The organism is Inhella gelatinilytica, assembly GCF_016093295.1.
GTDB classification, from domain to species: domain Bacteria; phylum Pseudomonadota; class Gammaproteobacteria; order Burkholderiales; family Burkholderiaceae_C; genus Inhella; species Inhella gelatinilytica.
In genome coordinates this window covers 527,044-549,893 of sequence record NZ_JAEDAL010000002.1, presented here as the reverse complement: position 1 = coordinate 549,893, position 22,850 = coordinate 527,044, and the positions used below count along the sequence as shown (strand labels likewise).

At 66.0% G+C, this 22,850-nt stretch carries 16 protein-coding genes and 1 tRNA gene; 7 read left to right on the top strand and 10 right to left on the bottom strand.

Features of this window, described 5'->3' with window-relative positions; all coding sequences use genetic code 11:
• Position 1: 1 nt before the first annotated feature.
• The 6 genes from I7X43_RS07425 to I7X43_RS07400 all read right to left on the bottom strand — a co-directional run bounded on the left by I7X43_RS07425 (position 2) and on the right by I7X43_RS07400 (position 6,003).
• Complete coding sequence (locus I7X43_RS07425) at positions 2–694, bottom strand: 3'-5' exonuclease (RefSeq protein ID WP_198100271.1); 693 nt, start codon at positions 692–694, stop codon at positions 2–4.
• Positions 691–2,586 (bottom strand): DUF294 nucleotidyltransferase-like domain-containing protein, encoded by a 1,896-nt coding sequence (locus I7X43_RS07420; RefSeq protein ID WP_198100270.1) that lies wholly within the window; start codon positions 2,584–2,586, stop codon positions 691–693. The genes I7X43_RS07425 and I7X43_RS07420 overlap by 4 nt, the downstream gene beginning before the upstream one ends.
• Positions 2,587–2,713: 127 nt before the next feature.
• A complete protein-coding gene (locus tag I7X43_RS07415; RefSeq protein WP_198100269.1) occupies positions 2,714–4,840 on the bottom strand; it encodes a sodium:solute symporter family protein in 2,127 nt (708 codons plus the stop codon).
• A 1-nt stretch (position 4,841) separates the two neighbouring features.
• On the bottom strand, positions 4,842–5,099 hold the full coding sequence (locus tag I7X43_RS07410; protein ID WP_198100268.1) for a DUF4212 domain-containing protein: 258 nt from the start codon (positions 5,097–5,099) through the stop codon (positions 4,842–4,844).
• Between the two features lie 56 nt (positions 5,100–5,155).
• Positions 5,156–5,716, bottom strand: coding sequence for a tetratricopeptide repeat protein (locus I7X43_RS07405; RefSeq protein ID WP_198100267.1), 561 nt, complete (start codon positions 5,714–5,716; stop codon positions 5,156–5,158).
• The gene (locus I7X43_RS07400; protein WP_198100266.1) at positions 5,707–6,003 is read right to left on the bottom strand and encodes a hypothetical protein; all 297 of its coding nucleotides are present in this window, start codon (positions 6,001–6,003) and stop codon (positions 5,707–5,709) included. Before I7X43_RS07400 ends, I7X43_RS07405 begins: the two co-directional genes overlap by 10 nt.
• A gap of 188 nt (positions 6,004–6,191) precedes the next feature.
• Here I7X43_RS07400 and prfB point away from each other — a divergent pair.
• The 5 genes from prfB (at position 6,192) to I7X43_RS07375 (ending at position 11,605) form a co-directional block, all read left to right on the top strand.
• Positions 6,192–7,296 (top strand): peptide chain release factor 2 gene (gene prfB / locus I7X43_RS07395; RefSeq protein ID WP_198100265.1). Its coding sequence is split into 2 segments (ribosomal slippage): positions 6,192–6,272 and positions 6,274–7,296, totalling 1,104 coding nucleotides; the frame shifts between segments, so codons are not numbered across the junction.
• A 49-nt stretch (positions 7,297–7,345) separates the two neighbouring features.
• A complete protein-coding gene (locus I7X43_RS07390; protein ID WP_198100264.1) occupies positions 7,346–7,783 on the top strand; it encodes an EamA family transporter in 438 nt (145 codons plus the stop codon).
• Between the two features lie 28 nt (positions 7,784–7,811).
• On the top strand, positions 7,812–10,475 hold the full coding sequence (gene pepN, locus I7X43_RS07385) for an aminopeptidase N (RefSeq protein WP_198100263.1): 2,664 nt from the start codon (positions 7,812–7,814) through the stop codon (positions 10,473–10,475).
• The gene (locus I7X43_RS07380; protein ID WP_198100262.1) at positions 10,476–11,498 is read left to right on the top strand and encodes a class 1 fructose-bisphosphatase; all 1,023 of its coding nucleotides are present in this window, start codon (positions 10,476–10,478) and stop codon (positions 11,496–11,498) included. It begins immediately after the preceding gene.
• Positions 11,499–11,529: 31 nt separating this feature from the next.
• A tRNA-Thr gene (locus I7X43_RS07375) sits at positions 11,530–11,605 on the top strand.
• Positions 11,606–11,699: 94 nt separating this feature from the next.
• On the opposite strand, the gene truD is transcribed toward I7X43_RS07375, so the two are convergent.
• Complete coding sequence (gene truD, locus I7X43_RS07370) at positions 11,700–12,737, bottom strand: tRNA pseudouridine(13) synthase TruD (RefSeq protein ID WP_198100261.1); 1,038 nt, start codon at positions 12,735–12,737, stop codon at positions 11,700–11,702.
• A 237-nt stretch (positions 12,738–12,974) separates the two neighbouring features.
• Between truD and I7X43_RS07365 the strand changes: the two genes are divergently transcribed.
• A complete protein-coding gene (locus I7X43_RS07365) occupies positions 12,975–16,652 on the top strand; it encodes an ExeM/NucH family extracellular endonuclease (protein WP_198100260.1) in 3,678 nt (1,225 codons plus the stop codon).
• A gap of 33 nt (positions 16,653–16,685) precedes the next feature.
• Here I7X43_RS07365 and I7X43_RS07360 read toward each other — a convergent pair whose 3' ends face one another.
• The 3 genes from I7X43_RS07360 to I7X43_RS07350 form a co-directional block, all read right to left on the bottom strand.
• Entirely contained in the window at positions 16,686–17,669 is a 984-nt protein-coding gene (locus I7X43_RS07360; RefSeq protein ID WP_198100259.1) for a GGDEF domain-containing response regulator, read from the bottom strand.
• A gap of 25 nt (positions 17,670–17,694) precedes the next feature.
• A complete protein-coding gene (locus tag I7X43_RS07355; protein ID WP_198100258.1) occupies positions 17,695–18,660 on the bottom strand; it encodes a GGDEF domain-containing response regulator in 966 nt (321 codons plus the stop codon).
• Positions 18,661–18,730: 70 nt separating this feature from the next.
• Entirely contained in the window at positions 18,731–19,105 is a 375-nt protein-coding gene (locus I7X43_RS07350; protein WP_198100257.1) for a hypothetical protein, read from the bottom strand.
• Between the two features lie 223 nt (positions 19,106–19,328).
• On the opposite strand from I7X43_RS07350, the gene I7X43_RS07345 reads away from it, so the two are divergent.
• Positions 19,329–22,841, top strand: a complete 3,513-nt coding sequence (locus I7X43_RS07345; RefSeq protein WP_198100256.1) for a sensor histidine kinase — start codon at positions 19,329–19,331, stop codon at positions 22,839–22,841.
• The last annotated feature ends 9 nt before the right edge of the window (positions 22,842–22,850 follow it).

The following is a 22,850-nucleotide window of genomic DNA, read 5'->3' as shown; positions in this document are numbered from 1 at the left end:
ATCAGCCCGCCTGCGTCAACCACCGTCGCGCCCGGATCAACTCTTGCGCCACGCGCCAAGGTGAACGGCCCGCGGCCCGCTCCCGCCACACCGGCCACAGGCACTGCAACAACTCGGCGGTCACCCACGCATCGCTGCTGGCGCGGTGTCGCTGCGCCGCCGCCAGTCCGTAGGCTTCCAGCCAGTCATCCAAAGTCCGCCGGCTGTTCCACTCGGGAACCAGGAGGCGGGCCAGCACCGCCAAATCCAGCCAGGGTTCGGGCCACGCCGCACCCGACTGCCGCCGCCATTCGCGATCCAGCATGCCTGCATCGAAAGCGGCATGAAAGGCCAGGCACGGCGCGCCTGCGACAAACTCGCGAAGCGCTCGGAGAGCCACCTCAGCATCCGCGCCGCCGCCCTGCTCTCCGCGACCAATGCCATGCAGCAGGATGTTGCGGCGAGCCACTTCGTCCAACACCAGGCCGTCGGGCGCCTTGAGCACCATCTCAAAGGTGTCGGCAACGCGCAGCACCGGTTGGCCGTCGATCCACTGCACCCCCGTGGCCGCGACCGCAATCAGCCGGTCATTCACCATGTCCAGCCCACTGGTCTCGACATCGATCACGACCCAGCGCTCAGCCCGCGCCGCCGCCTGCTCGGCACGTCGCTGAGCCTGCCAATCGCTGAACCAGCGCAGCCCCCACCCCCTCATGATTTGAGAAAGTCCATTTGCAGCCGCTGCTGCAGCCGCTGGGCCACCCGCAGCGACACCCGCAGGGTGCGGCGATCCAGGTCGTTGAGCTGGCTCATGGGCACCCAATTGGGGTTGTCCGGATCGGCCGGCGCCTCCAGCTGAATGCGCATGCGCAAGCTTTGCAGAAACTCAAAGGCAGCGTTCCAGCCCTCACGCTCCGGGGCTGCAACCTGCATCAACTCTCCCGCGTGGATCAACCGCTCGCGGGTGCCCAGGTGTTCCAAACCGTGAGCCAAGGCCATGATGCGCCCGGACTCCACAAACACCGCCGTGCCACCCGCCTTGAGATCCAGCCCCTCTTGACCCCTGACAGTCTGGGGGTCCAAGGCACCGCGCCAGGAGAGCGGCACCTTGCCGCGCAGCGCCGCTTCGGTGAGCAGGTGCAGGAAGCGAGCAGAAACCGGACCACGCGCAATGGCGCGAAGCGGATCGGCCAACGCCGTGGCACCGGCTAACGCCCGTGCGTCAAAGTAGATGGACGCGGCGAGCAACTCCTCGGGCGTACCGCGGGCCAACCAGGACTGGAAACGGTCACACCATTCCTCGACCGAGCGACAGCACTCTGGGTTGGAGGCCATGACGCCCCCTTTGCACAGCGGAAAACCGCAGGCTTCCAAACTGGCACAGACCGCCTGACCCAAGGCCAACCAGCGCGGCCGGTCGGCTTCGGGGTCGGCGCTCTGAAAAACGATGCCGTTGTCTTGGTCGGTGGCGATGGTTTGCTCGCCCCGCCCCTCGCTGCCAAAAGCCAGCCAAGCGGCTTGGCTCAAGTCGAGCCCCAGATGTTCGGCGTGGATGGCCACCAAGCGCTCGGTGAGGAGATCGTTCAGATGCGCAATCAAGGCCGTCAGCGTGCGCGCCCCCACCCCTTGCGCCCCAAGATTTTTGGCCAACTCCCGGATGCGCGGGGCCAAGTCCACCAACTCCGCCACTTCGTGCGCATTGCGCAGGTCAGCGCCAATGCGCTGCACCGACATTCGCGACAGCGCAAACAAATCTCGCTCCGACACGATGCCCACCAAACGCCCGTCCTGCACCACCGGCACATGGCGCAGGGTGAAACGGCTCATCATCAGTGCAGCGTCCTGGGCTGTATGCTCGACGGTCAGCGTCTTCAGCGGCGCACTCATCACCTTCGAGATCGGGGTGGCCAGTGACCGCTGCGGCAGGGTGATGCGTTCGAGCAGGTCGTCACGGGTCAGAATGCCCAAAGGGTGCTGCTCCGTATCCACCACGAGCACCGAGCCCACCCGCCGACTCGCCATGGCCTTGAGCGCCAACTCCAATGGGGTATCGGGGGAAACAGAAAGGGGGCTGGGGCGCATGAGATCGCCCAGGCGCCGTTCCATCGACTGCTCAGCCAAAGCCGCTTGGGAAGCCTGGCGAGCCTGTTCACGGCTGGCCAGGCTGATGAGTTGCAGCACCCGTTCACTCAGGTGCGCTGCCAGGGGTGGGCTGACACCCGCCACTTCGCGCACCACCTCGGCCGGAACGCGCCAGACAAACACGTCGTTTTCTGCTGTGTAGGTGGCCGTGACTTCGCGCCCCTGCATCAAGGCGGCCATGGGGAAACAGTCGCCCGACTCGTATTGCCAGCCTCCCGCCAACTCCGCGAGCCCGCGCTGCGCGCTCACGAGGCCACTTTTGACCACATACAGGTGTTGAGCGGGGCCCCGGCCCGGTGCGGTCAAGGTTTCACCCGGGGCGAAGTAGAGCCCCTCGGCCGACTCCACCAGGCGCCGTAGCGCCTCGGGGGTCATTGCATCAAAGGGGTGGTGGCGGCGCCAGAGCGCCATCTCCTGCGCCAGCAAATGGGGGGAAGGTCGACTGTTGGATGGGGACACCGCCATGCCACTTCCTTTGGATCCGATCACGCCATGGTGCCCTGGCGGGCTGTCATGCGCCTTGCGCCAAACCAAACATCCCGCCCAAGAAAAGAGCCCGGCACTGCCGGGCTCTTTCATCGAGCGTGAGCCCTTAGCCCTTGCCGAGCTTCAAGTCGGGGTAGCGCACGTGCTCCACCAGCTCTTGAGTCTCTTTCTTCGGGGCTGGGGTGATCAGGCTGACCAGGATGATGACGGCGAACCCGAGCGGCACACCGAACAGACCGGCACTGATGGGTTGAATGCCCCACCAGAGTTCGATCGGGCTGGTCACCCCGAACACGCCGCGCAGCCAGGCCTGGGTCGTCACCATGTAATAGAAGGTGATCCCGAGGCCCGCCACGATGCCCGCGCAAGCGCCCCACTTGTTGGCCCGCTTCCAGAACACCCCCAGAACCAAGGCTGGGAAGAAGGCCGCCGCCGCAAAGCTAAACGCCGCCGAAACCAAGAACAGGATGTCGGCTGGCTTTTGCGCCGCCACTGCCGCCGCCAAGAGGGCCACCACCAAGAGCAGGATCTTGGAGATGGTGACGCGCCGCGCCGTCGAGGCATTCGGGTCGATCATCTTGTAATAGACGTCGTGCGACAGCGCGTTGGCGATGGTCAGCAGCAAGCCATCGGCCGTGGACAGCGCCGCCGCCAAGCCCCCGGCGGCCACCATGCCCGAGATCACATAGGGCAGCCCACCGATCTCCGGCGTGGCCAGCACGATGATGTCCCCACCGATCTTCATTTCCCCGAGTTGGAAGATGCCGTCCTTGTTGATGTCCGCGACGGACAACAGCGTCGGGTCGACCTTGGCCCACGAGGCAATCCAAGCCGGCAGTTGATCAAACGGTGTGCCCACGAGGTTGTTGAACACCTCGAACTTGACCAACACCGCCAAAGCTGGCGCGGTGAAGTACAGCAGGAAAATGAAGAACAGCGACCAGGTGACCGACTCCCGCGCCTCCTTCACCGAGGGCGTGGTGTAGTAGCGCATCAGGATGTGCGGCAGCGCGGCCGTGCCCACCATCAAGCAGAACACCAGGGCCAGGAAGTTGCGGCGGTCCACGTTGAAGGCTTCCTGGGCCTTGGCATCACCGTTCGGGTCGCCTTTGAACTGCGCCGCATGGGCCGGCATGCCCGCCAGCGGTTTGGCCCGGTCCTCATTTGCCTTCTTGGCTTTGGCCCAGGCTTCTTTGGCCGCGGCCTCGTCCTTGGGCACGGCAGCCAGCGCCTTTTCTGCCGTCTGGATGTCCGCCACGGGGCCGTTCTCCGCCTTCAGCGCGGCCAGTTTGTCCTCGGCGGCCTTGCGGTCCGCGGCCAGGGCCGTGGGAATGTCCTTGAGCTTGGCGTCAAATTCTGCGGCCTTCTTCTTGAAGATCTCAATGACCTCCTGCTCCTTCGGGTCCGCCTTGATCTGGGCTTCCTTGGCGGTCACCTTCTCCAGCTGATAGCCATACACGGCTTGCGGAATGGGAATGCCCGTTTGCTTCACCGACAGCCAGGCCACGGGGATCATGTAAGCAATGATCAGGATGATGTACTGGGCCACCTGGGTCCAGGTCACCGCGCGCATGCCACCCAAGAACGAGCACACCAAGATGCCCGCCAAGCCAGCGAAGATCCCGACCGTGAATTCCAAACCGGTCAGCCGCGCCGTGATCAGGCCCACGCCATAGATCTGCGCCACCACGTAGGTGAAGGAGCACAAGATGGCCGCCAAAACCCCCAAGGCTCGAGGCAAATTGCCCTCATAGCGCGCGCCCAGAAAATCGGGGATGGTGAACTGACCGAACTTGCGCATGTAGGGCGCCAAAAAGAGCGCCACCAGACAGTAGCCCCCCGTCCAGCCCATGATGAACGCCAAACCGCCATACCCACCCAGGTACAGCGTGCCGGCCATGCCGATGAAGCTGGCGGCGGACATCCAGTCCGCGCCCGTGGCCATGCCGTTGTACACCGCGGGCACGCGCCGGCCTGCGACGTAATACTCGCTCGCATCGCTCGTGCGGCTCATGAAGCCAATGCCGGCGTACAGCAGCACCGTGGCCGCCAAGAAGGTCAGGCCAATGCCACTGCGCGACAGGCCCATCTGCTCGGCGATGGCCAGCAAGATCACAAATGTGACGAAACCGCCGGCGTACCAGGCGTAGATCTTGTTGAGTTGCTTCTTGAACGCCGCGTTGGCGGCTTTGGAGGAGGAGCCGGTCGCGGCCCCCGGAGTCATGCCAGCCATGTCATTCCTCCTCGGCCACGCCGTGTTCGTGATCGAGCTTGTTCATGTAGTTCGCGTAGAACCAAATGATCGCCACGTAAATGATGAGAGAGCCCTGCGCCCCCATCCAAAAGCTGAAGGGCCAGCCAAAGAAATTGAAACTCAGATCACGTGCAAAGTACGAGACCACATAGGTCACGACGAACCAGATGACCAGCAGAACCGCGGTCACCCGCAGGTTCTTCTGCCAGTACTGGCGATGCTTTTCGGTTAACTGCATGGTTCTCCTCGGCTTCGGTACTGCGTGAGCCCTTGCGGGGCAAAAGAACCAGCCCTTCAGGGGGCCGGCGGGTTGGAAATCAGCTCACGGCGCAGCGCTTCGGCCACGCCCGGTTCGAAGTTCTCTAGGTGCGACAACACCCGCTGCACGTCCCGGTCTTGAGACTGCCGGGCATAGGCCCGAGCCAGCTGGGTCCAGCCGTAGGGGCTCAAGGGCTGCAACTCGGTGTTGCGCTTAAACGCCTGCACCGCCTCCTCGGTCCGACCGAGCTGCAGCAGGGCCAAACCCAGGCCGTACCACGCCCGGTCCATCTTGGGGTCCAGAGTCACAGCGCGCTGCAGCGAATCCGCCGCCGCATGCGCCAGGCCTTGCGCCTCTTGCAAAAAACCCAAGTTGAACCACCCCGGCGCTTGATGGGGCTGAATCTGCGTCAGGCGCGTCAGGTCGGCCACAGCCGCGGCCCGATCCCCCGCTTCGGCGCGCAAGTGGGCGCGCGTGGCCAAGGCCTCCGCCAGATTGGGACGCTGTGCCAGCACCTGATCCAGCAACCGGAGTGCGGGCGCCCGCCGACCCAGCGTCAGCCACCACCACAACTGCAAACGAATGATCAACGGCACAGTTCCACTCCCACTTGCAGGCAGGTTTGAATCTTGAGCAGCGTGCTGATCAGCCAGGTGGACAACAGCAGCACCCCCGCGGCCAACGGGATGTGACGGTCCAACACCTGCTTGGGGCTGATCCATCGCGTCAGCTTTTCAAACGGGCGGGTCATCGCCCCCAAGGTTTGGTAGAAGAAGTTGCCCTCTCGCTTGGCTCCGGCCAACACGCCAAGCAACCAGCGCCCCACCAGGGCGAGCAGCGCAATTTCCGTCACCAACTTGATGGCCGTAATCGTCAGAAGCATTCAGGTCTCCATCGCGATGTCGCATGGTCCTCTCGAAGCGCTTACAGCTTTCTGACAAAACCCGCCAAACCGGGAATGCCCCCAGCAGGGCTTTCCCGGAGGATGCCCGTGCGAGAATCGGCGCCTTCCAAAGGCCCGGACCGCACGCCTGTGCAGCTTTTTTCCGGCCTCAACCACCCGACGACACCATGGACGCCGAACGCATCAATGCCTTGGGCACGTTGATCAATGACCTCCGCGCGCGCACCGACGCGCTTCGGGGGTATCTTTGACTACGACCGCAAAGCCCTTCGCCTGAACGAGGTCAACGCCGCCCTCGAAAACCCCGCTGTCTGGAACGAGCCCAAGCGCGCTCAGGAACTGGGCAAGGAAAAGCGCGAACTCGACCGCGTGGTCGAAACCATCAATCACCTGGAAGCCAACCTGGGCGACAACCTCGAACTCTTCGAGATGGCCAAGGCTGAAGACGATTTCGACTCCATCGAAACCTTGGAAGGCGAAACCGCCAAGCTGACTTCCACAGTCGAGGAGCTGGAATTCCGCCGGATGTTCAACAACCCGGCCGACCCCAGCAACTGCTTCATCGACATCCAGGCGGGCGCCGGGGGCACCGAGGCCAACGACTGGGCCAGCATGTTGTTGCGTCAGTACCTGAAGTACTGCGAGCGCAAGGGCTTCAAGGCCACGCTGGAAGACGAAACCCCGGGCGACGTGGCCGGCATCAAAAGCGCCACCATCAAGGTGGAGGGGGAATACGCCTTTGGCCTGCTGCGCACGGAGTCGGGCGTGCACCGCTTGGTTCGCAAATCGCCGTTCGATAGCTCGGGCGGTCGCCACACCAGCTTTGCCTCGCTGTTTGTTTACCCGGAAATTGATGACTCGATTGAGATCGACATCAACCCGGCCGATGTGCGCACGGACACCTACCGCGCCAGCGGGGCCGGCGGTCAGCACATCAACAAGACCGACTCGGCCGTGCGCTTGACGCACGTTCCCACGGGCATCGTGGTCCAGTGCCAAGACAGCCGCAGCCAGCACAGCAACCGCGACGTGGCGTGGCGCCGTTTGCGTTCGCGGCTGTACGACCACGAAATGAAAAAACGCATGGCCGAGCAGCAGAAGCTGGAAGACTCCAAGACCGATGTGGGTTGGGGTCACCAAATCCGTTCGTACGTGCTGGACCAGAGCCGCATCAAAGATTTGCGCACCAACGTCGAAATTTCCAACACCCAAAAGGTGCTGGATGGCGACTTGGACGCCTTCATCACCGAATCTTTGAAGCAGGGCGTGTGACGATGGCTCGCTCGCCTTCATTGGCTGCCGCTCCGCTGGGAGTGAGCCCATGAAAGTGGGCTATGCACTGGCCATGGCCGTTGCCATCGGGGGGCAGGTCCTGTACCACCTGATGCAGAAGTCCCTCAGCGCAAGCGCCCACCCGGTGCTGTCGCTGATGGCCTTCTACGCTGTGGCCGCCCTCTTGAGCCTGCCGCTGTTCCTTCTGTTCCCGCTGCAACAGTCCCTGCGTGAGTCCGTGGGTCAACTGAACGCGTCGGTCTGGGGGGTGGCGCTGGCCATCGTGCTCATCGAACTGGGCTTTTTGCTCGCCTACCGCGCCGGTGCGAGCCTGAACAGTGCTTTTGTTTTGACGGCTTCCGTGGTGACAGCCAGCTTGCTCGTGATGGGCTGGCTGCTGTTCCAAGAGCGCCTCTCCCTTACCCAACTGGCCGGGCTAGCCCTGTGCCTGAGCGGCATCGCCTTGATGTCGCGCTCCGCGGCCTGAGGGCCGCCCACTCTGACAAGGACCTCCCATGCGTGAAGGCACTGCCCCAGTCATCCACCGCCTGGACTACCAGGCACCGACCTACTGGATCGCCACCGTCGACCTGACGCTGGACCTCGACCCGGCCAAGACGCTGATCACCAGCAAGATGGCGGTCAAGCGCAACGCCACCCAGGCTCACGGCGCCTTGGTGCTGCACGGCGAAGAATTGACCCCGCTGCGCGTGATGATCGACGGCGAGCCCGTAAGCTTCCGCCAAGACGGCAATCTGCTGCACATCGACGCGCCGGACCGCGACTTTGAGCTCGTCATCCGCAACACCTGCTGCCCGGAAAAGAACACGGCCCTCTCCGGCCTGTACACCTCGGGCGGCGGCTTCTTCACGCAGTGCGAGGCCGAGGGCTTCCGTCGCATCACCTATTTCCTCGACCGCCCGGACGTGATGGCGGTCTATACCGTGCTGCTGCGCGCGGACAAGGCCAAGTACCCCATCCTGCTCTCCAACGGCAACTTGGTCGAACAAGGCGATCTGGACGGGGGCAAACACTTCGCCAAGTGGCACGACCCCTTCCCCAAGCCCAGCTACCTCTTCGCCGTGGTGGCGGCGGACTTGGTCGCACGCGAGCAGCGCGTGGTCACCCGCTCAGGCAAGGAGCACTTGCTGCAGGTCTATGTGCGCCGGGGTGACCTGGACAAGACCGAGCACGCGATGAACTCGCTGATCGCCTCCATGATCTGGGACGAAGCGCGCTTCAAGCTGCCGCTGGACCTGGAGCGCTTCATGATCGTCGGCGTGTCCGACTTCAACATGGGCGCGATGGAGAACAAGGGCCTGAACATCTTCAACACCAGCGCCCTGCTCTGCTCGCCCGCCACCCAAACCGATGCGGACTTCCAGCGCGTGGAAGCCATCGTGGCGCACGAGTATTTCCACAACTGGACCGGCAACCGCGTCACCTGTCGCGACTGGTTCCAGCTCTCGCTCAAGGAAGGCCTGACCGTCTTCCGCGACCGCGAGTTCAGCATGGACATGGCCGGCAGCCCCAGCGCCCGCGCCGTGCAGCGCATCCAACAGGTGCGCAACCTGCGCACGATGCAATTCCCGGAAGACGCCGGCACCATGGCGCACTCGGTGCGCCCGGACAGCTACACCGAGATCAACAACTTCTACACCGCCACCGTCTATGAAAAGGGCGCCGAGGTGGTGGGCCTGTACCAAACCCTGCTCGGCCGCGAGGGCTTCGCTCAGGGCATGGCGCTGTATTTCGAGCGCCACGATGGTCAGGCCGTGACCTGTGACGATTTCGCCCAGGCCATGGCCGACGCCAACCCGGACTCCGCCCTGGCCTCCCGTCTGGACGCGTTCAAACGCTGGTACAGCCAGCCGGGCACGCCGCAGGTCACCGCCCGCGGCCACTACGACGCCGCCGCCCAAACCTACACGCTAACGCTGACCCAGCGCAATCCCAAGGCCGGCGAAGGCGCAGCGCCGCAGCTCATTCCCGTCCGCATGGGCTTGGTGGGCGCCGAGGGCCACGCCCTGCCGCTGAACCTCGCTGGCCAAGCCAGCGTCGGTGCACTGGAAACCGTGCTGCTGCTGGAACAAGCCGAGCAGAGCTTCACCTTCACCGAGGTCAGCAGCCAACCTGTGCCCTCGCTGCTGCGCGGCTTCTCCGCACCGGTGCTGCTCGACGACGGCCTCACCGACGCCGAACGGCTGACGCTCTTGCGTCACGACGCCGACGCCTTCAATCGCTGGGAAGCCAGCCAGCGTTTGGCCCTGCGCCGCCTCCTGGATGCCGTGCAATCGGGTCAAGCGCTGGAGTTGGACATCGGCTTCCTGGACGCCATGCGCGCCGTGCTGCGCGACCCGCAGCTCGATCCCGCCTTCAAGGCCGAGGCCCTGCGCCTGCCGGAAGCGGCGTACATCGCCGAGCAACTGCCGGTGGTCGACCCACAGGCCATCCACAACGCGGTGGAAGCCGCCTGGGACCAGCTCGCCCTGGCCCTGCGCGACGACTGGGCTTGGGCCTTTGAGGCGCACCAGGTCGAGGGCGGCTACCGCCCCACAGCCGAGGACGCTGGCCGGCGGGCGCTGGCCAACCTGGCGCTGGCCCTGCTGGTGCGCGGCTCGGCCATGCTGGCTGACCCGGTGTGGCCGGGCAAGGCCTACCAGCAGGTCAAGGACGCCACCAACATGACCGAGCGCTTCGGTGCCCTGTCCGCCCTGGTGCAGGCCCACGCCGGCTTGGCCGATGCTGCGCTCACCCACTTCCACGAGCAGTTCGCCCACGACGCGCTGGTGGTGGACAAGTGGTTCATGCTGCAGGCCCGCACGGCGGAACGCGACGGCAAGGTGTTCGAGCGCGTCAAAAAGCTGTTGCAGCACCCGGACTTCACGCTCAAGAACCCGAACCGCGCCCGCAGCCTGCTGGTGCAGTTCTGCAACCTGAACCCCGGCGCCTTCCACCGCACGGATGCCGGGGGTTATGTGCTGTGGGCCGATCAAGTGGCGGCTTTGGACGCCATCAATCCGCAAGTGGCCGCCCGACTGGCCCGCGCCATGGACCGCTGGTCCACGCTGGCCGAGCCCTTCCGCAGCGCGGCCCAAGAAGCCCTCAAACGCCTTTCCGAGCGTCCCACCTTGTCCAACGACGTGCGCGAAATCGTCACCAAAGCCCTGGAGGCCTGAATGGGACAACGCATCAGCCTGACCCAATACCTGGTCGAGCAGCAACGAGCGAACAACAGCATTCCGCCGCAGTTGCGCCTGTTGATCGAAGTGGTGGCGCGCGCCTGCAAGCGCATTGCCATTAGCGTCAACAAGGGCGCACTCGGCGACGTGCTGGGCAGCGCCGACAGCGAGAACGTCCAGGGCGAAGTGCAAAAGAAGCTGGACATCATCGCCAACGAGGTGCTGATCGAAGCCAACGAGTGGGGCGGCCACCTGGCCGCCATGGCCTCCGAGGAAATGGACTCCATCCACCTCGTGCCCAACCGCTTCCCACAGGGCGAGTACCTGCTGCTGTTCGACCCGCTCGACGGCTCGTCCAACATCGACGTAAATGTCAGCATCGGCACCATCTTCTCGGTGCTGCGCAAGGTCAACAACCACCGCGGCGTCAGCGAAGAAGACTTTCTGCAGCCGGGCAAGCAGCAAGCCGCGGCCGGTTACTGCATCTATGGCCCGCAGACCACCTTGGTGCTCACCGTGGGCGACGGCGTGGCCATGTTCACGCTGGACCGTGAGATGGGCTCGTGGGTGCTGACCGAGGACAACGTCAAGATCCCGGCCGACACCAAAGAGTTCGCCATCAACATGTCGAACATGCGCCACTGGGACACCCCGGTGAAGCGTTACATAGACGAATGCTTGGCCGGTGAAGAAGGCCCACGCGGCAAGAACTTCAACATGCGCTGGATTGCCAGCATGGTGGCGGACGTGCACCGCATCCTGACCCGCGGCGGCATCTTCATGTACCCCTGGGACAAGCGCGAACCGGGCAAAGCCGGCAAGCTGCGCCTCATGTACGAAGCCAATCCCATGGCCTTCATCGTTGAGCAGGCCGGCGGTGCGGCCACCAATGCGCGCCAGCGCATCCTCGACCTCACCCCCACCAAGCTGCACGAACGCGTGGCCGTGGTGCTGGGCTCCAAGAACGAGGTCGAGCGGGTGACCGCGTACCACCTCGAAGCCCCTTCACAAAACGGCTAAAACTCTGACATAATCTTGGACTTCGCCGCGTGCCGGCATAGCTCAGTTGGTAGAGCAGCGCATTCGTAATGCGAAGGTCGGGGGTTCGACTCCTCTTGCCGGCACCACAAAACTCCATACGCATCAAGGGCTTGACTTCGGTCAGGCCCTTTTTGTTTTCCAACCGTGGGCCGCAGTGGCGGCCCATGAACATCGCCCAGCCTAGCCAGGCCCCTGCTCGCCTCCGCATTCCCCCGTTCCCGACTCGCCCTCGCTGTGGCGTTCGGGCTCCGTGGTGTGGAGGATTTCGTTCAGTACCGACGTGGCGTAGTTGCCCGCGGGCAGAAAGAACGTGAGCAGCAGCTGATCGGCCTGGGGCCATTCCCAAGCCATCGCCATCGGGCTCGCCACCAGTGCGCGGCGCTCCTGAGCCAAACCCGCGTGCTCCAGGCCGTCGCACAACGTGGCATGAATGGCCGCAACACCCCTTTCCAGCGCCTGCGCCTCGTCAGTGGTCGTCACCCGACCTCGGCCCCACAGCGGGCCGGTGGGGCGGCCGCCTTCGTCCATCACGTCGCCGGTCAGCGTCTTGCCCCAGAGTCCTTGCTGGATGCGCAGCGCCAGCACCTCGTTGAAGACAAAGGATCGGACCGCCGACAGGTAGAGGCCCTTCTTCTTCGGATTCCGAACGCGGATCTCGCGCGCCAGCATCGCCCGGCCTTGCTCGACGTTGCCGCCATCATGGCCAAAGCGCTGGGCGCCGAAGTAATTGGGCACCCCCTGGGCCGCCACGGCCTTCAGGTTGGACTCAATCGCCGCGCGGTCGCCGGTGACGTCGCGCAGCACGATGCGGAAGTGGTTGCCTTGCAGATCGCCCGGGCGCAGCTTTTTGACATGCCGGTTTTGGCTCAACACCTTGAACTCGGGGTGCTGAAGCTGCGTCAGGTCGGGCGTGTCTCCCTTGGGTAAGTACAGGCTGAACCACTGGCGGGTGATGGCGTAGCGGTCCTTGAGGCCGGCATAGCCCACATCCCAGGCGTTCACGCCCGCGGCTTCGGCCAGCCGCTCGGCGACGAAGGTCGTGTTGGCCCCGTTTTTTTCAACCTCCAGCCACAGGTGCTCGCCCGCACCCGAGGGCAACTGCAGCGGCAGCTCGGTCACGATGAAATCCTCGTTGAGGCGTTTCAACGTGCCGTGGGCGCCGCTGGCGGGATGGGCGTGGGGCCACGAAGGCAGGGCTGAAGTTTGCGCGGGGGTCATGGGCAGTCGGAGGGCATCAGTTGTCAGGCGAGGCCGGCGGCCCCGCCCGACCTGAAGGAGGCCGAATTGTGGGCGACATCTAGGGGCGGCGTCGCGCTTTGACCCCCCCACTGCCAGAATCCGGGCGTCGCGGCCACCCCCCCCCGTCGCGCGCCATGTCGGCTGCGCGGCCGCTGTGCCCCCGGCTTCCGGGCACCGGCCAGAGCCGAGACTGCATCACCCCCTTGGAATGAAACCGTGAGCTACACCGATCTGATCATTAGCGAGTACGTTGAGGGCTCGGGCAACAACAAGGCCTTAGAGTTTTTCAACGGCACCGGGGCCGCCATTGACTTGGCCGCGGGCGGGTATGCCATCAAGGTCTACTTCAATGGCTCAACGACAGCCGGCCTGACCATCCCACTGGTTGGCATCATCCCGCCGGGGGGCGTTTTTGTGCTGGCCCACGCCGAGGCTGTTCTGGGGCTGACGCCGAACCAAACCGTCTCGTTTGGCTGGTTCAACGGGGATGACGCCATCGAGCTGGTCAAGGGGTCGGGCACGGTGATCGACTCGATTGGCACCGTGGGCGTCGATCCGGGCAGCCAATGGGGGACCGACCTGGTCAGCACGGCCGACAACACCTTGCGGCGCAAGCCCACCGTGACCCAAGGCGACACCGCCTCCAGTGACAGCTTTGATCCCAGCCTGGAGTGGGAAGGCTTTGCGACCGACGCCTTTAGCGACCTGGGCCAGTACGCGGCCGCACCGCCGCCCCCGCCCTCGGGCATCACGGTCACGGTTTCGGCCCTGCTGGCGCTGGCCGCAGAGGCCGGCGGCGCCCCGGGTACGTTTCGAATCACGCGCAGCGGAGATCTCAGTGCGCCGCTGACCGTGGCCTACGGCCTCTCAGGATCCGCCTCCGAAGCGGACTACGGCCCCAAACTCAGTCTCAGCGCCCGCTTCGAGGCGGGTCAGAGCTTTGTAGACGTGTCCGTCGTTCCGGTCGACGACACCCTCCTGGAGGGCACCGAAACACTGACCTTGAATCTGCAGCCCGGTGCGGACTACAGCGTGGGGGCGACCGCCTCCGCCACCGTCTCGCTTGCTGACAACGACATGCCCCCGCCGGGGGCTCCTCTCAGAATTTCGGCCATTCAGGGCTCGGGCGCGCAGTCCAGCCTGGTGGGGCAAGTCGTGGTCATCGAAGCCATCGTGGTGGGCGACTTCCAAAGCGGGGGCCTGAACGGCTTTTACGTCCAGGAGGATGCCGCCGATTGGGACGCGGATCCTGCGACCTCGGAGGGGCTCTTCATCTCGGAAGGCGGCCTACAGGTGGCCGTTGCCCCGGGCGACCGGGTGCGGGTGGAGGGCAAAGTCTCGGAACTCATCTCGGGCTCCAGCAGCTTGACCCGCCTGAGTGATGTCACGTCCATCACCGTTCTCAGCACTGGCGGGCCGTTGCCGGCGCCGCAAGTCCTCCGATTCCCGGTGGCCTCGTTGGCGCAGCTGGAAGCCCTCGAAGGCATGCGTGTCGTGATCCCGGATGCCCTGACCGTCACGGGGCTGGAGGGCTTGAGCGAGTATGGGGAAGTGCTCCTGTCTTCGTCGGGGCCCAGCAACCAACCCGGCACGGACGCACGACTGGACACCTACACCCAGTTCAACGCGCCCAGCATCGAAGGATTTGCCGCCTATCAAAGCGAAATCGCCTTGCGAACTTTGGTGGTCGACGATGGCAGCACCTCGCGCTTTCCGGCCACCGTGCTGTACGGGCGCAATGGCGAGCCTTTCTCCGCCGTCAACCCGCTGCGCGGCGGCGATACCGTGAGCGGGCTGATCGGCATCTTGGATGACCGGTACGCCAGCGGCGATCTCGGCCACTACCGTCTGCAACCCACGGCGCCGGTCAGTTTCCAGGGGGACAACCCGCGTACCGCCGTGCCGGACGTGGGCGGCACCTTGAAAGTGGCGTCCTTCAACGTCCTGAATTTCTTCAACGGCGATGGCGCCGGCACGGGGTTTCCGACCGCCCGCGGCGCGGACAGCCTGACCGAGTTCCAGCGCCAGCGCGACAAGATCGTCAGTGCCATCCTGGGGCTCGGGGCCGATGTGGTGGGGCTGATCGAACTCGAAAACGACGGCTACGGCGCCACCAGCGCCATCCAGGCCCTGGTTGACGCCATGAATCAGCAAGCCGGCGCCGGAACCTACACCTTCATCAACCCCGGCCTGCCCCAGATCGGGTCGGACGCCATTGCGGTGGGAATCCTCTACAAACCCGCCGCCGTACGCCCGGTGGGGGCCGCGGCCATTCTGGATTCCAGCTTCGTGGACCCGGATGGCGGGGGCTTTAACTCCACCGTACAGCGGCCCAGCTTGGCTCAAACCTTTGAAGCCCTGAGCAATGGGGCCCGGTTTACGGCGGTGGTGAACCACCTCAAGTCCAAAGGCACCTCGGCCGGGGGCGTGGGCGACAGCGACCTCGGGGACGGCCAGGGGCTGAGCAATGGAACCCGCACCCGAGCGGCCGAAACCCTGGCCGACTGGCTGGCGACCGACCCCACCCAGTCGGGCGACCCCGACTTCCTGCTCCTGGGCGATCTCAACGCCTACGCGCAAGAGGACCCCTTGCGCGCCCTCGTCGCGGGGGCTGACAACCGGGTGGGTACGGCGGACGACCTCCTCCCTCTGGAGGGCGGCACGTCCTACTCCTACGCCTTCGACGGCCAGTGGGGCGCGCTGGACCACGCGCTGGCCACCCAGAGCCTGGCCCGCCAAGTGACGGGCGCAGCCATCTGGCACCTCAATGCCGACGAGTCGGCCAGCCTGGACTACAACGTCGAGTCCAAATCTCCGGCGCAGCTGCAAAGCCTCTATGCGCCAGACCCCTACCGCTCCTCCGACCACGACCCCGTGGTTATTGGCTTGCAACTCACCCGCAAGGGCGTGCTGCGCACGGGCACCGCGATGGACGACGTGCTACTGGGCACTGCGGACGATGACACCCTCATGGGCGGCAGCGGGGCGGACCGATTGGAGGGCGGGCCCGGTCACGATGTGCTGGACGGCGGTGAGGGGAACGACCTCTTGGTGAGCGACTCTGGAAGCGACACCCTGGACGGCGGCGCGGGCTTTGACATTGCCTTCATTGGCGGCAGCACAGCGGCCAGTTTGAACCTCAAGACCGGCATCGGCACCCTGGGCAGTGCCACCTTGAGCCTCAGCGGCATCGAAGCCATTCGTGGCAGCAGTGCAGCCGACACTTTCACCGGCTTGGACGGCCCGGACAACCTACCCGGCGAAGTCTTCAAAGGCGCCGGGGGCAACGACACCATCAGTGGCGGCAGCGGGATCGACCGCGCGGAGTTCAGCGGCAAGTTCAGTGACTACCAAATCGCTCGCAAGCCCGGAACGATGGAAATCACCGTCAGCCACAAGAACAACGGGGCGGACGGCATCGACAGCCTGAACAGCATTGAGCTGCTGGTCTTCCAAGACCGGGTCATTGGCTTCGGACAGCGGGCTGAAGAAGTGGCCCGTGTTGCCTTTGTGCTGTGGAACCCGGCCATCTACAACGTGCCGGAGCTCTTTGCAGCGGGCTTGAGCTTCTACACGAACGAGTACGCCTACACGCTGAACGACTTGTGCAAGGTGGCGTTGATCTTCCGGCCCGAGAAGACCGCGCAAGAGCTGGTGGCCACGCTCTTGGCCAACACCCCGGGCACGACCAAGACTGCGGCGCAGCTCTACGCCATCATGGATGCGAACGGGGGCCAGAGCAGCCAGACGGGCTGGGCAGCGGCGATTGAGGCCATGGCGCTGGATGCCGCAACCTCGGCCCAACTGGACCTGATGGGGGTGGCGCAGAACGGACTGGCGGCCACCTACAACTGGGGCACCCAACCGTGCTTCTGGCCGTTGGTGGGGGGATGAGTCGGGCGGCTACGCCTTTTCACCGTTTTGGCGTCAGCCCCCCGGCGTGTACCGCACTACGCGATCCCGGCCCTGACGCTTGGCGGCATAGAGGGCCTCGTCGGCGTGCTTGAGCAGGGCCATCTCGTTGGGCGGCTCGCCCACCCGGTTGTCCGCCACCCCAACACTGACGGTGACTTGCAAACGCTCTTCGCCGGTGTCGTACACCGCCTGGGCGACGGCGCCGCGCAACACGTCCGCCAGGGCGGCGGCCTTTAGGGCCGGGGTGCCCGGGAGCAGCACCACAAACTCCTCGCCGCCAAAGCGCCCCAGCACATCCCCCCGCCGGGTGTGGCGCAGCAGGAGCTGTGCGGTGTCGCGCAGCACCACATCGCCCACCAAATGCCCATGGCGGTCGTTGAAGGACTTGAAGTGGTCGACGTCGATCACCAAGCAACTGAAGGGATGGCCGTAGCGCTGCGCGTTGCTGAATTCCCGGCTCAGTTGCTCCATCAGGTAGTCGCGGTTGAACAGGCCGGTCAAGCGGTCGACGGTGGCGGCCTCGTGCAGCGCTCGCTTTTGTCGGTCCAGCAGCGCGTTGAGCTCGCGGAGCTGTGCGTTCTGTCGCGTCAGCGCCTCCTCTTTGGCCAGCAGCGCGCGGTGCGAGGCCGAGAGTTGCAGCATGGAGCGCACGCGGGCCCGCAGTTCGATGGGGTCCACCGGTTTGCGCACATAGTCCACCGCGCCAGCCCCCAGCGCGGTCTCCAGGCTTTCCGACGAGGTCATCTTGCCAGTGCACATGATCACCGGGATGTCGCGCGTCGCTGGGTGCGCCTTGAGTTGCTGGATCAGCGCCACGCCCGAGAGGCCCGGCATGTCCCAGTCCGTGATGATGAGATCGGGCCCCGCGCTCTCGGCGATGGCAAGCGCGCGTTCCGGCTGGCGGGTGCGCAGCACCTCGTAGCCCGCGGCCTGCAGCAGCTCGCTCAGCGCATTCAAGTGCGCCAGTTCATCATCGACCACCAAGACCTGCTGCATACCCGTCCACGAAGCCCAAGGGAACTCAGTCGCCCGGCTCCCCGAACACCACCACGCGATTGCGGCCTTGGCGTTTGGCGGCGTACAGCGCCTCGTCGGCGTGCTTGAGCAGCGCCGACTCGCTGGCCGGTTGACCCTGTTGATTGTCCGCCACGCCGATGCTGACGTTCACTTGCAGGTGCAGCGCGCCCTGCACACACACCGATTCGGCCACCGCCGCGCGCAGACTTTCCGCCAGCACCGCGGCTGCGGGGGCCGCCGTGCCAGGCAGCAGCACCACAAACTCCTCGCCACCGTAGCGCGCCAGCACATCGCCGCGGCGGATCTTGCCGGCCAGCATCTGGGCCGTGTGCTGCAGCACCGCGTCGCCAATCAAGTGGCCGTGCTGGTCGTTGAACGACTTGAAGTGGTCGATGTCCATCAGCAGGCAGCTGAAGGCATGGCCATAGCGCGCGCTGTTGCTGAACTCGCGCGCCAGGTGGTCCATCAGGTAGGCGCGGTTGTGAACGCCGGTGAGCCGGTCCGTCGTGGCCGCGACGTGCAGCGCCTCTTTTTGCTGGCTCAACAGCTCGTTCTGCCGCGCCAGCGCCTGCTCGTTGGCCTTGATCTGCCGGTACGAGGCCGACAGCTGCAACATGGAGCGCACGCGAGCCCGCAGCTCCAACGGCTCGGCGGGCTTGCGCACGTAGTCCACCGCGCCGGCCTCCAACGCCGTGTCCAGGTTCTCCGACGAGGTCATGGAGCCCGTGCACATGATCACGGGGATGTCCCGCGTGTCCGCTTGCGCCTTCAGCTGACGAATCAGCTCAATGCCGGTCAGCACCGGCATGTCCCAGTCGGTGATGATCAAGTCCGGCTGGCTGCCCTGGGCAATCGCCAGCGCGCGCTCCGAACGGCTGGTGCGCAGCACCTGGTAGCCCCCCGCTTGCAGCAGCTCGGAAATGGCGTTCAGGTGCTCGATCTCATCGTCCACCACCAGGATTTGCGGCATGGTCACTCCCGAATGGGCTGGGTCAGCGGGCACGCGGCACTATGCACCCGCCGATCACTAAAGGTTTAGATCATTTGGGAGGCTCGTTGACAACAGTCGGATCGGTGCTGGTGTACACCTGGCCCTGGGCATTCTTCACTTGGAGGCAGAAGTTCAGTTGCTCCTGGGTGGTGGCCGTCGCCCGGTCCACGATGAGCACGCTGTTGCCCGCCGTGGTGATGGTCATGTCCGACGGCACGGCGCCACTCACCGTGTACCCGCACACCGTCCAGCCGGCAACGGCCGAGGTGTAGGTGACCTGGGCGGCGCCCTGGCCGTCTTGCTCCTTCACGTTGCCGTTGTTGTTGGCCGGGGCGTTGGTGCCGGTGGAGTACGTGAGGTTGACCGTGCCCGCGTTGGCCACTGCGACGGACACGATGCTGATGGTGGTGTTGGGATTGCTCATGATGCAGATCGGGGTTGGGAGCGCCCCCGGTGCCTGGGGCACATCGGGGCGAAGCCCGCGACGATAGGGCAAACGCCGGCGCTCATCCCTTGGTGGAGACCCCGGAAAACGCCCACCCCGCGCCCGACCCACGGCCGCTATGCTCGCGCGCCCGTTCTGCGCCCGTTCTGCGCCGGTTTGACCCCGGCGCCCTCGGCCCGCACCCCCCTCCCGGAGGCCCAGCATGACCCACCCCCTGTTCCCCCGCGGCCTGTGCGCTGGCCTGGGCACCGTGCTGCTCGCTTGGGGCCTTGCGGTTCACGCCGCCCCCAGCGCCAAAGCCCCGCCCGCCCCTGCCGCCGGCAGCGCGGCCCCTGCCGCGCAGGCACCCCTGGCCCCGCCGCTCGAAGCCGGCATGCCGCTGCTGCGCACTTTCCGCCCCGCCGATTACGGGGCCGACGGCCAGAACTGGGCCCTGGCCCAGGGGCCGGACGGCGCCATCTACGTGGGCAACAACCGCGGCGTGCTGCACTTTGACGGCCAGCGCTGGCGCCTCACCCCCGTTGCCAACCAGTCTGCGGTGCGCTCGCTGGCGGTGGATGCCAGCGGCCGCGTGTACGTGGGCGCGGTGGGCGAGGTGGGCTACCTGGCCCCAGGGGGCGATGGGCAGCTGCGCTACGTCTCGCTGCTCGATCAACTGCCGGCCGAAGCGCGCGGCTTTGCCGACGTTTGGGCCACCCTGGTCACGCCCGAGGGCGTGGTGTTCTCCAGCCCGCAAAGGCTGCTGCGTTGGCAGGAGGGCCGCTTCCAACACTGGACCCCCGCGCAGCACTTCGGTGTTGCCGCTGGGAGCGCGAACGGCACCTACGTGATCGAGGCTGGACGTGGCCTGCTCCAACTGCAAGGGGACCGACTGACCCTTTTGCCAGGTGGGGAGCGTTTCCACAACTCCACACGGCTCGGGCTCGTCGCCTTGCCGAGCGGTGACACGCCACACCCCCACCTGTTGCTCCACAACCCAGACCACGGCTTCCTCCGTTACGTACAAGGTGAGTTCGTATCGTGGAGCACCGACGTGGATGCCGCCTTGCGCGCCGATGGCATCCAGGGCAAGAGCCTGCTGCGCCTGGCCGATGGGCGGCTGGTGGTGGGCACGCTCAAGGGCGGCGTGTACCTGCTGGACGCCCAGGGCCGCTTGCAGGCCCGCTGGGGCAAGGCCGAGGGCCTGGCCGACGCCAGCGTGGCCGCCAGCCTGCTGGACCGCGATGGGGGTTTGTGGTTGGCCCAAGGCAACGGGCTGACGCGCCTGGGTGTCGCCGATCCGCTGAGCCGCCTGGATGCACGCCACGGGATCGACAACACCGTCGAGAAGCTGCACCGCCACCGGGGTCAACTACAGCTCGGCACCTCGCAGGGGGCCTACGGCTTGCAGCCCGGAGTCCTGCCCCGTCTGCAAGCCTGGGCAGAGACTGGGCAGCAAACCCATAAGCAAACGGGCGATTTCCTATCGGTGGGCGACACCTTGCTGGCGGCCGGGGCGTTTGGTGTGCACGCCCTGCAGGGTGAACGCCGAACCCTCATCCTGGACGTTTATGGAGCCAAGGCCTTGGCCGCCCCGCGCGACCACCCCGGCTGGGTGGTGGTGGGCGTCGAAGAAGGCATCGCCCTGCTGCACTTCGACGGCCAGCGCTGGCGCGATGCCGGGCGGGTGCCGGGCCTGAAGGACTCGGTGCGCACCCTGGTGGAAGACGCCGAGGGCCGGCTCTGGGCCGGCACCTACAACAGCGGCCTGTTGCGGCTGGATCTGTCCGGCCTGCGCGCGGACGGCACACTGGGCGAGCTGCCCGTCACCCGCTATGGCACCGAGCATGGCCTGCCCAGCCTGAACTACAACCTGGTGTTCGCCGTGGGCGGGCAGCCGGCCTTTGCCACCAGCGCCGGCATTTACCGCTTCGAGCCCGGCACCAACCGCCTGGCGCCGGACCCGCGCTACGCCGCCCTCTTCGCCACACCGCGCACGGTCTATGTGCTGCACGACGACCCGGCGAACGGCCTGTGGGCTTACACAGAAGACCCGGCCACGGGCCTGAAGGAGACGGGCTTGATCCGCCCCGACGCCCAGGGCGTGCCGCAGTGGAACGCCCGCCCCCTGCGCGCGCTGACGGGGCAGGAGACCTTCAGCATCCATGCCGATGGCGACGGAGTGGCCTGGTTTGGCGTGGGCGATGGCGTGTTCCGCTACGACGGCCGGCAGGCCCGCTCGGAATCCCCGCCGTTTGCCACGCTGCTGAGCCGGGTGACCGGGGCAAATGGCCGCGTGCTGTTTGGCGGGCATGGCAACGCCGCCGCCCTGGAGCTGCCCTACGCCGAAAACGCGCTGCGCTTTGAGTTCGCCGCGCCCAGCTTCGACGGCGAAGCCGCCAACCGCTTCCAGGTCAAGCTGGAGGGCAGCGATGCCGACTGGTCCAACTGGAGCGCCGAGAGCTACAAGGACGTCAACAACCTGCGGGAGGGCCGCTACGTGTTCCGCGTGCGGGCCAAGAACCTCTACGACACCGTGGGCCAGGAGGCGAGCTACACCTTCCGTGTGCTGCCGCCGTGGTACCGCACCGTCTGGGCCTACGCGGCCTACGCGCTGCTGCTGGGGCTGCTGGGCTGGGGCCTGCTGCGCTGGCGCCTGCGCCGGCTGCTGGCGCAAAAGGCTGCGCTGGAGACCACGGTGGCCGAGCGCACCGAAGCGCTGCGCAGCGCCAACGCGCAGCTGGTGGCGCTGGACGGCTTCAAGCGCCAGATGATGGGGATGATCGTCCACGACCTGAAGAACCCGCTCTCCATCATCCTGAACACCTTGGATTCGCCCTCGCTGATGTCGCGCCTGGCGCAGCTGCGCCAGTCCTCGCGGCAGATGCTGAACCTGGTGCTGAACATCCTGGACGTGCAGAAGTTCGAGGACACGCAGGTGGTGCTGGACACGCGGCCGCTGGCCCTCGCGCCGCTGGCCGCGCAAGCGGTGGAGCAGGTGCGCCTGTTGGCCGAGCGCAAGAACCTGACGCTGACGCTGGACGTGCCGCCCAGCCTGGGCGTGCGCGGCGACGCCGAGATGCTGGAGCGCGTGCTGGTGAACCTGCTGACCAATGCGGTGAAGTACACGCCGACCAACGGGCGCATCGTGCTCAGCGCGGCCCCTGAGGGCACCGAGGGCCACGAGCAGGTGCGCGTGGCGGTGCAGGACAGCGGCGAGGGCATCCCCGCCGACCGGCTGGACGCCGTGTTTGCGCGCTTCGGCCAGCACAACGCGCGCGACTCGGGCCAGGTGCGCTCCACCGGCCTGGGGCTGAGCTTCTGCCAGCTGGCGGTGCAGGCGCACGGCGGTCAGATCGGCGTGGTGTCGGAGGTCGGCAATGGATCAACCTTCTGGTTCACGCTGCCCGCCACCGCGCCGCTGACGGCCGAGGGCCTGCCCGCGGAACACAGCACGGGCACAGGCACCATGACCCACACCACGGTGACGGATCTCTCCACGCCGGAGCTCGACGCGGACGAACGCGCACGCCTCGCCCCCTGGGTGGCCGCCCTGCGCCCGCTGCCGATCTACCGCTACACGGACTTGCGCGGCGTGCTCGACCGCCCGGACTTCCCCTCCAGCCCCGGCATCGACGCCTGGAAGGCACGGCTCTTGGCGGCCATCGAGACGGAGAACGAGGGGCTCTTTGAGGCGCTGCTGGCCGAGCCCCCCCAGCGCGGGCGCGCGGGCTGACGGCCCCCC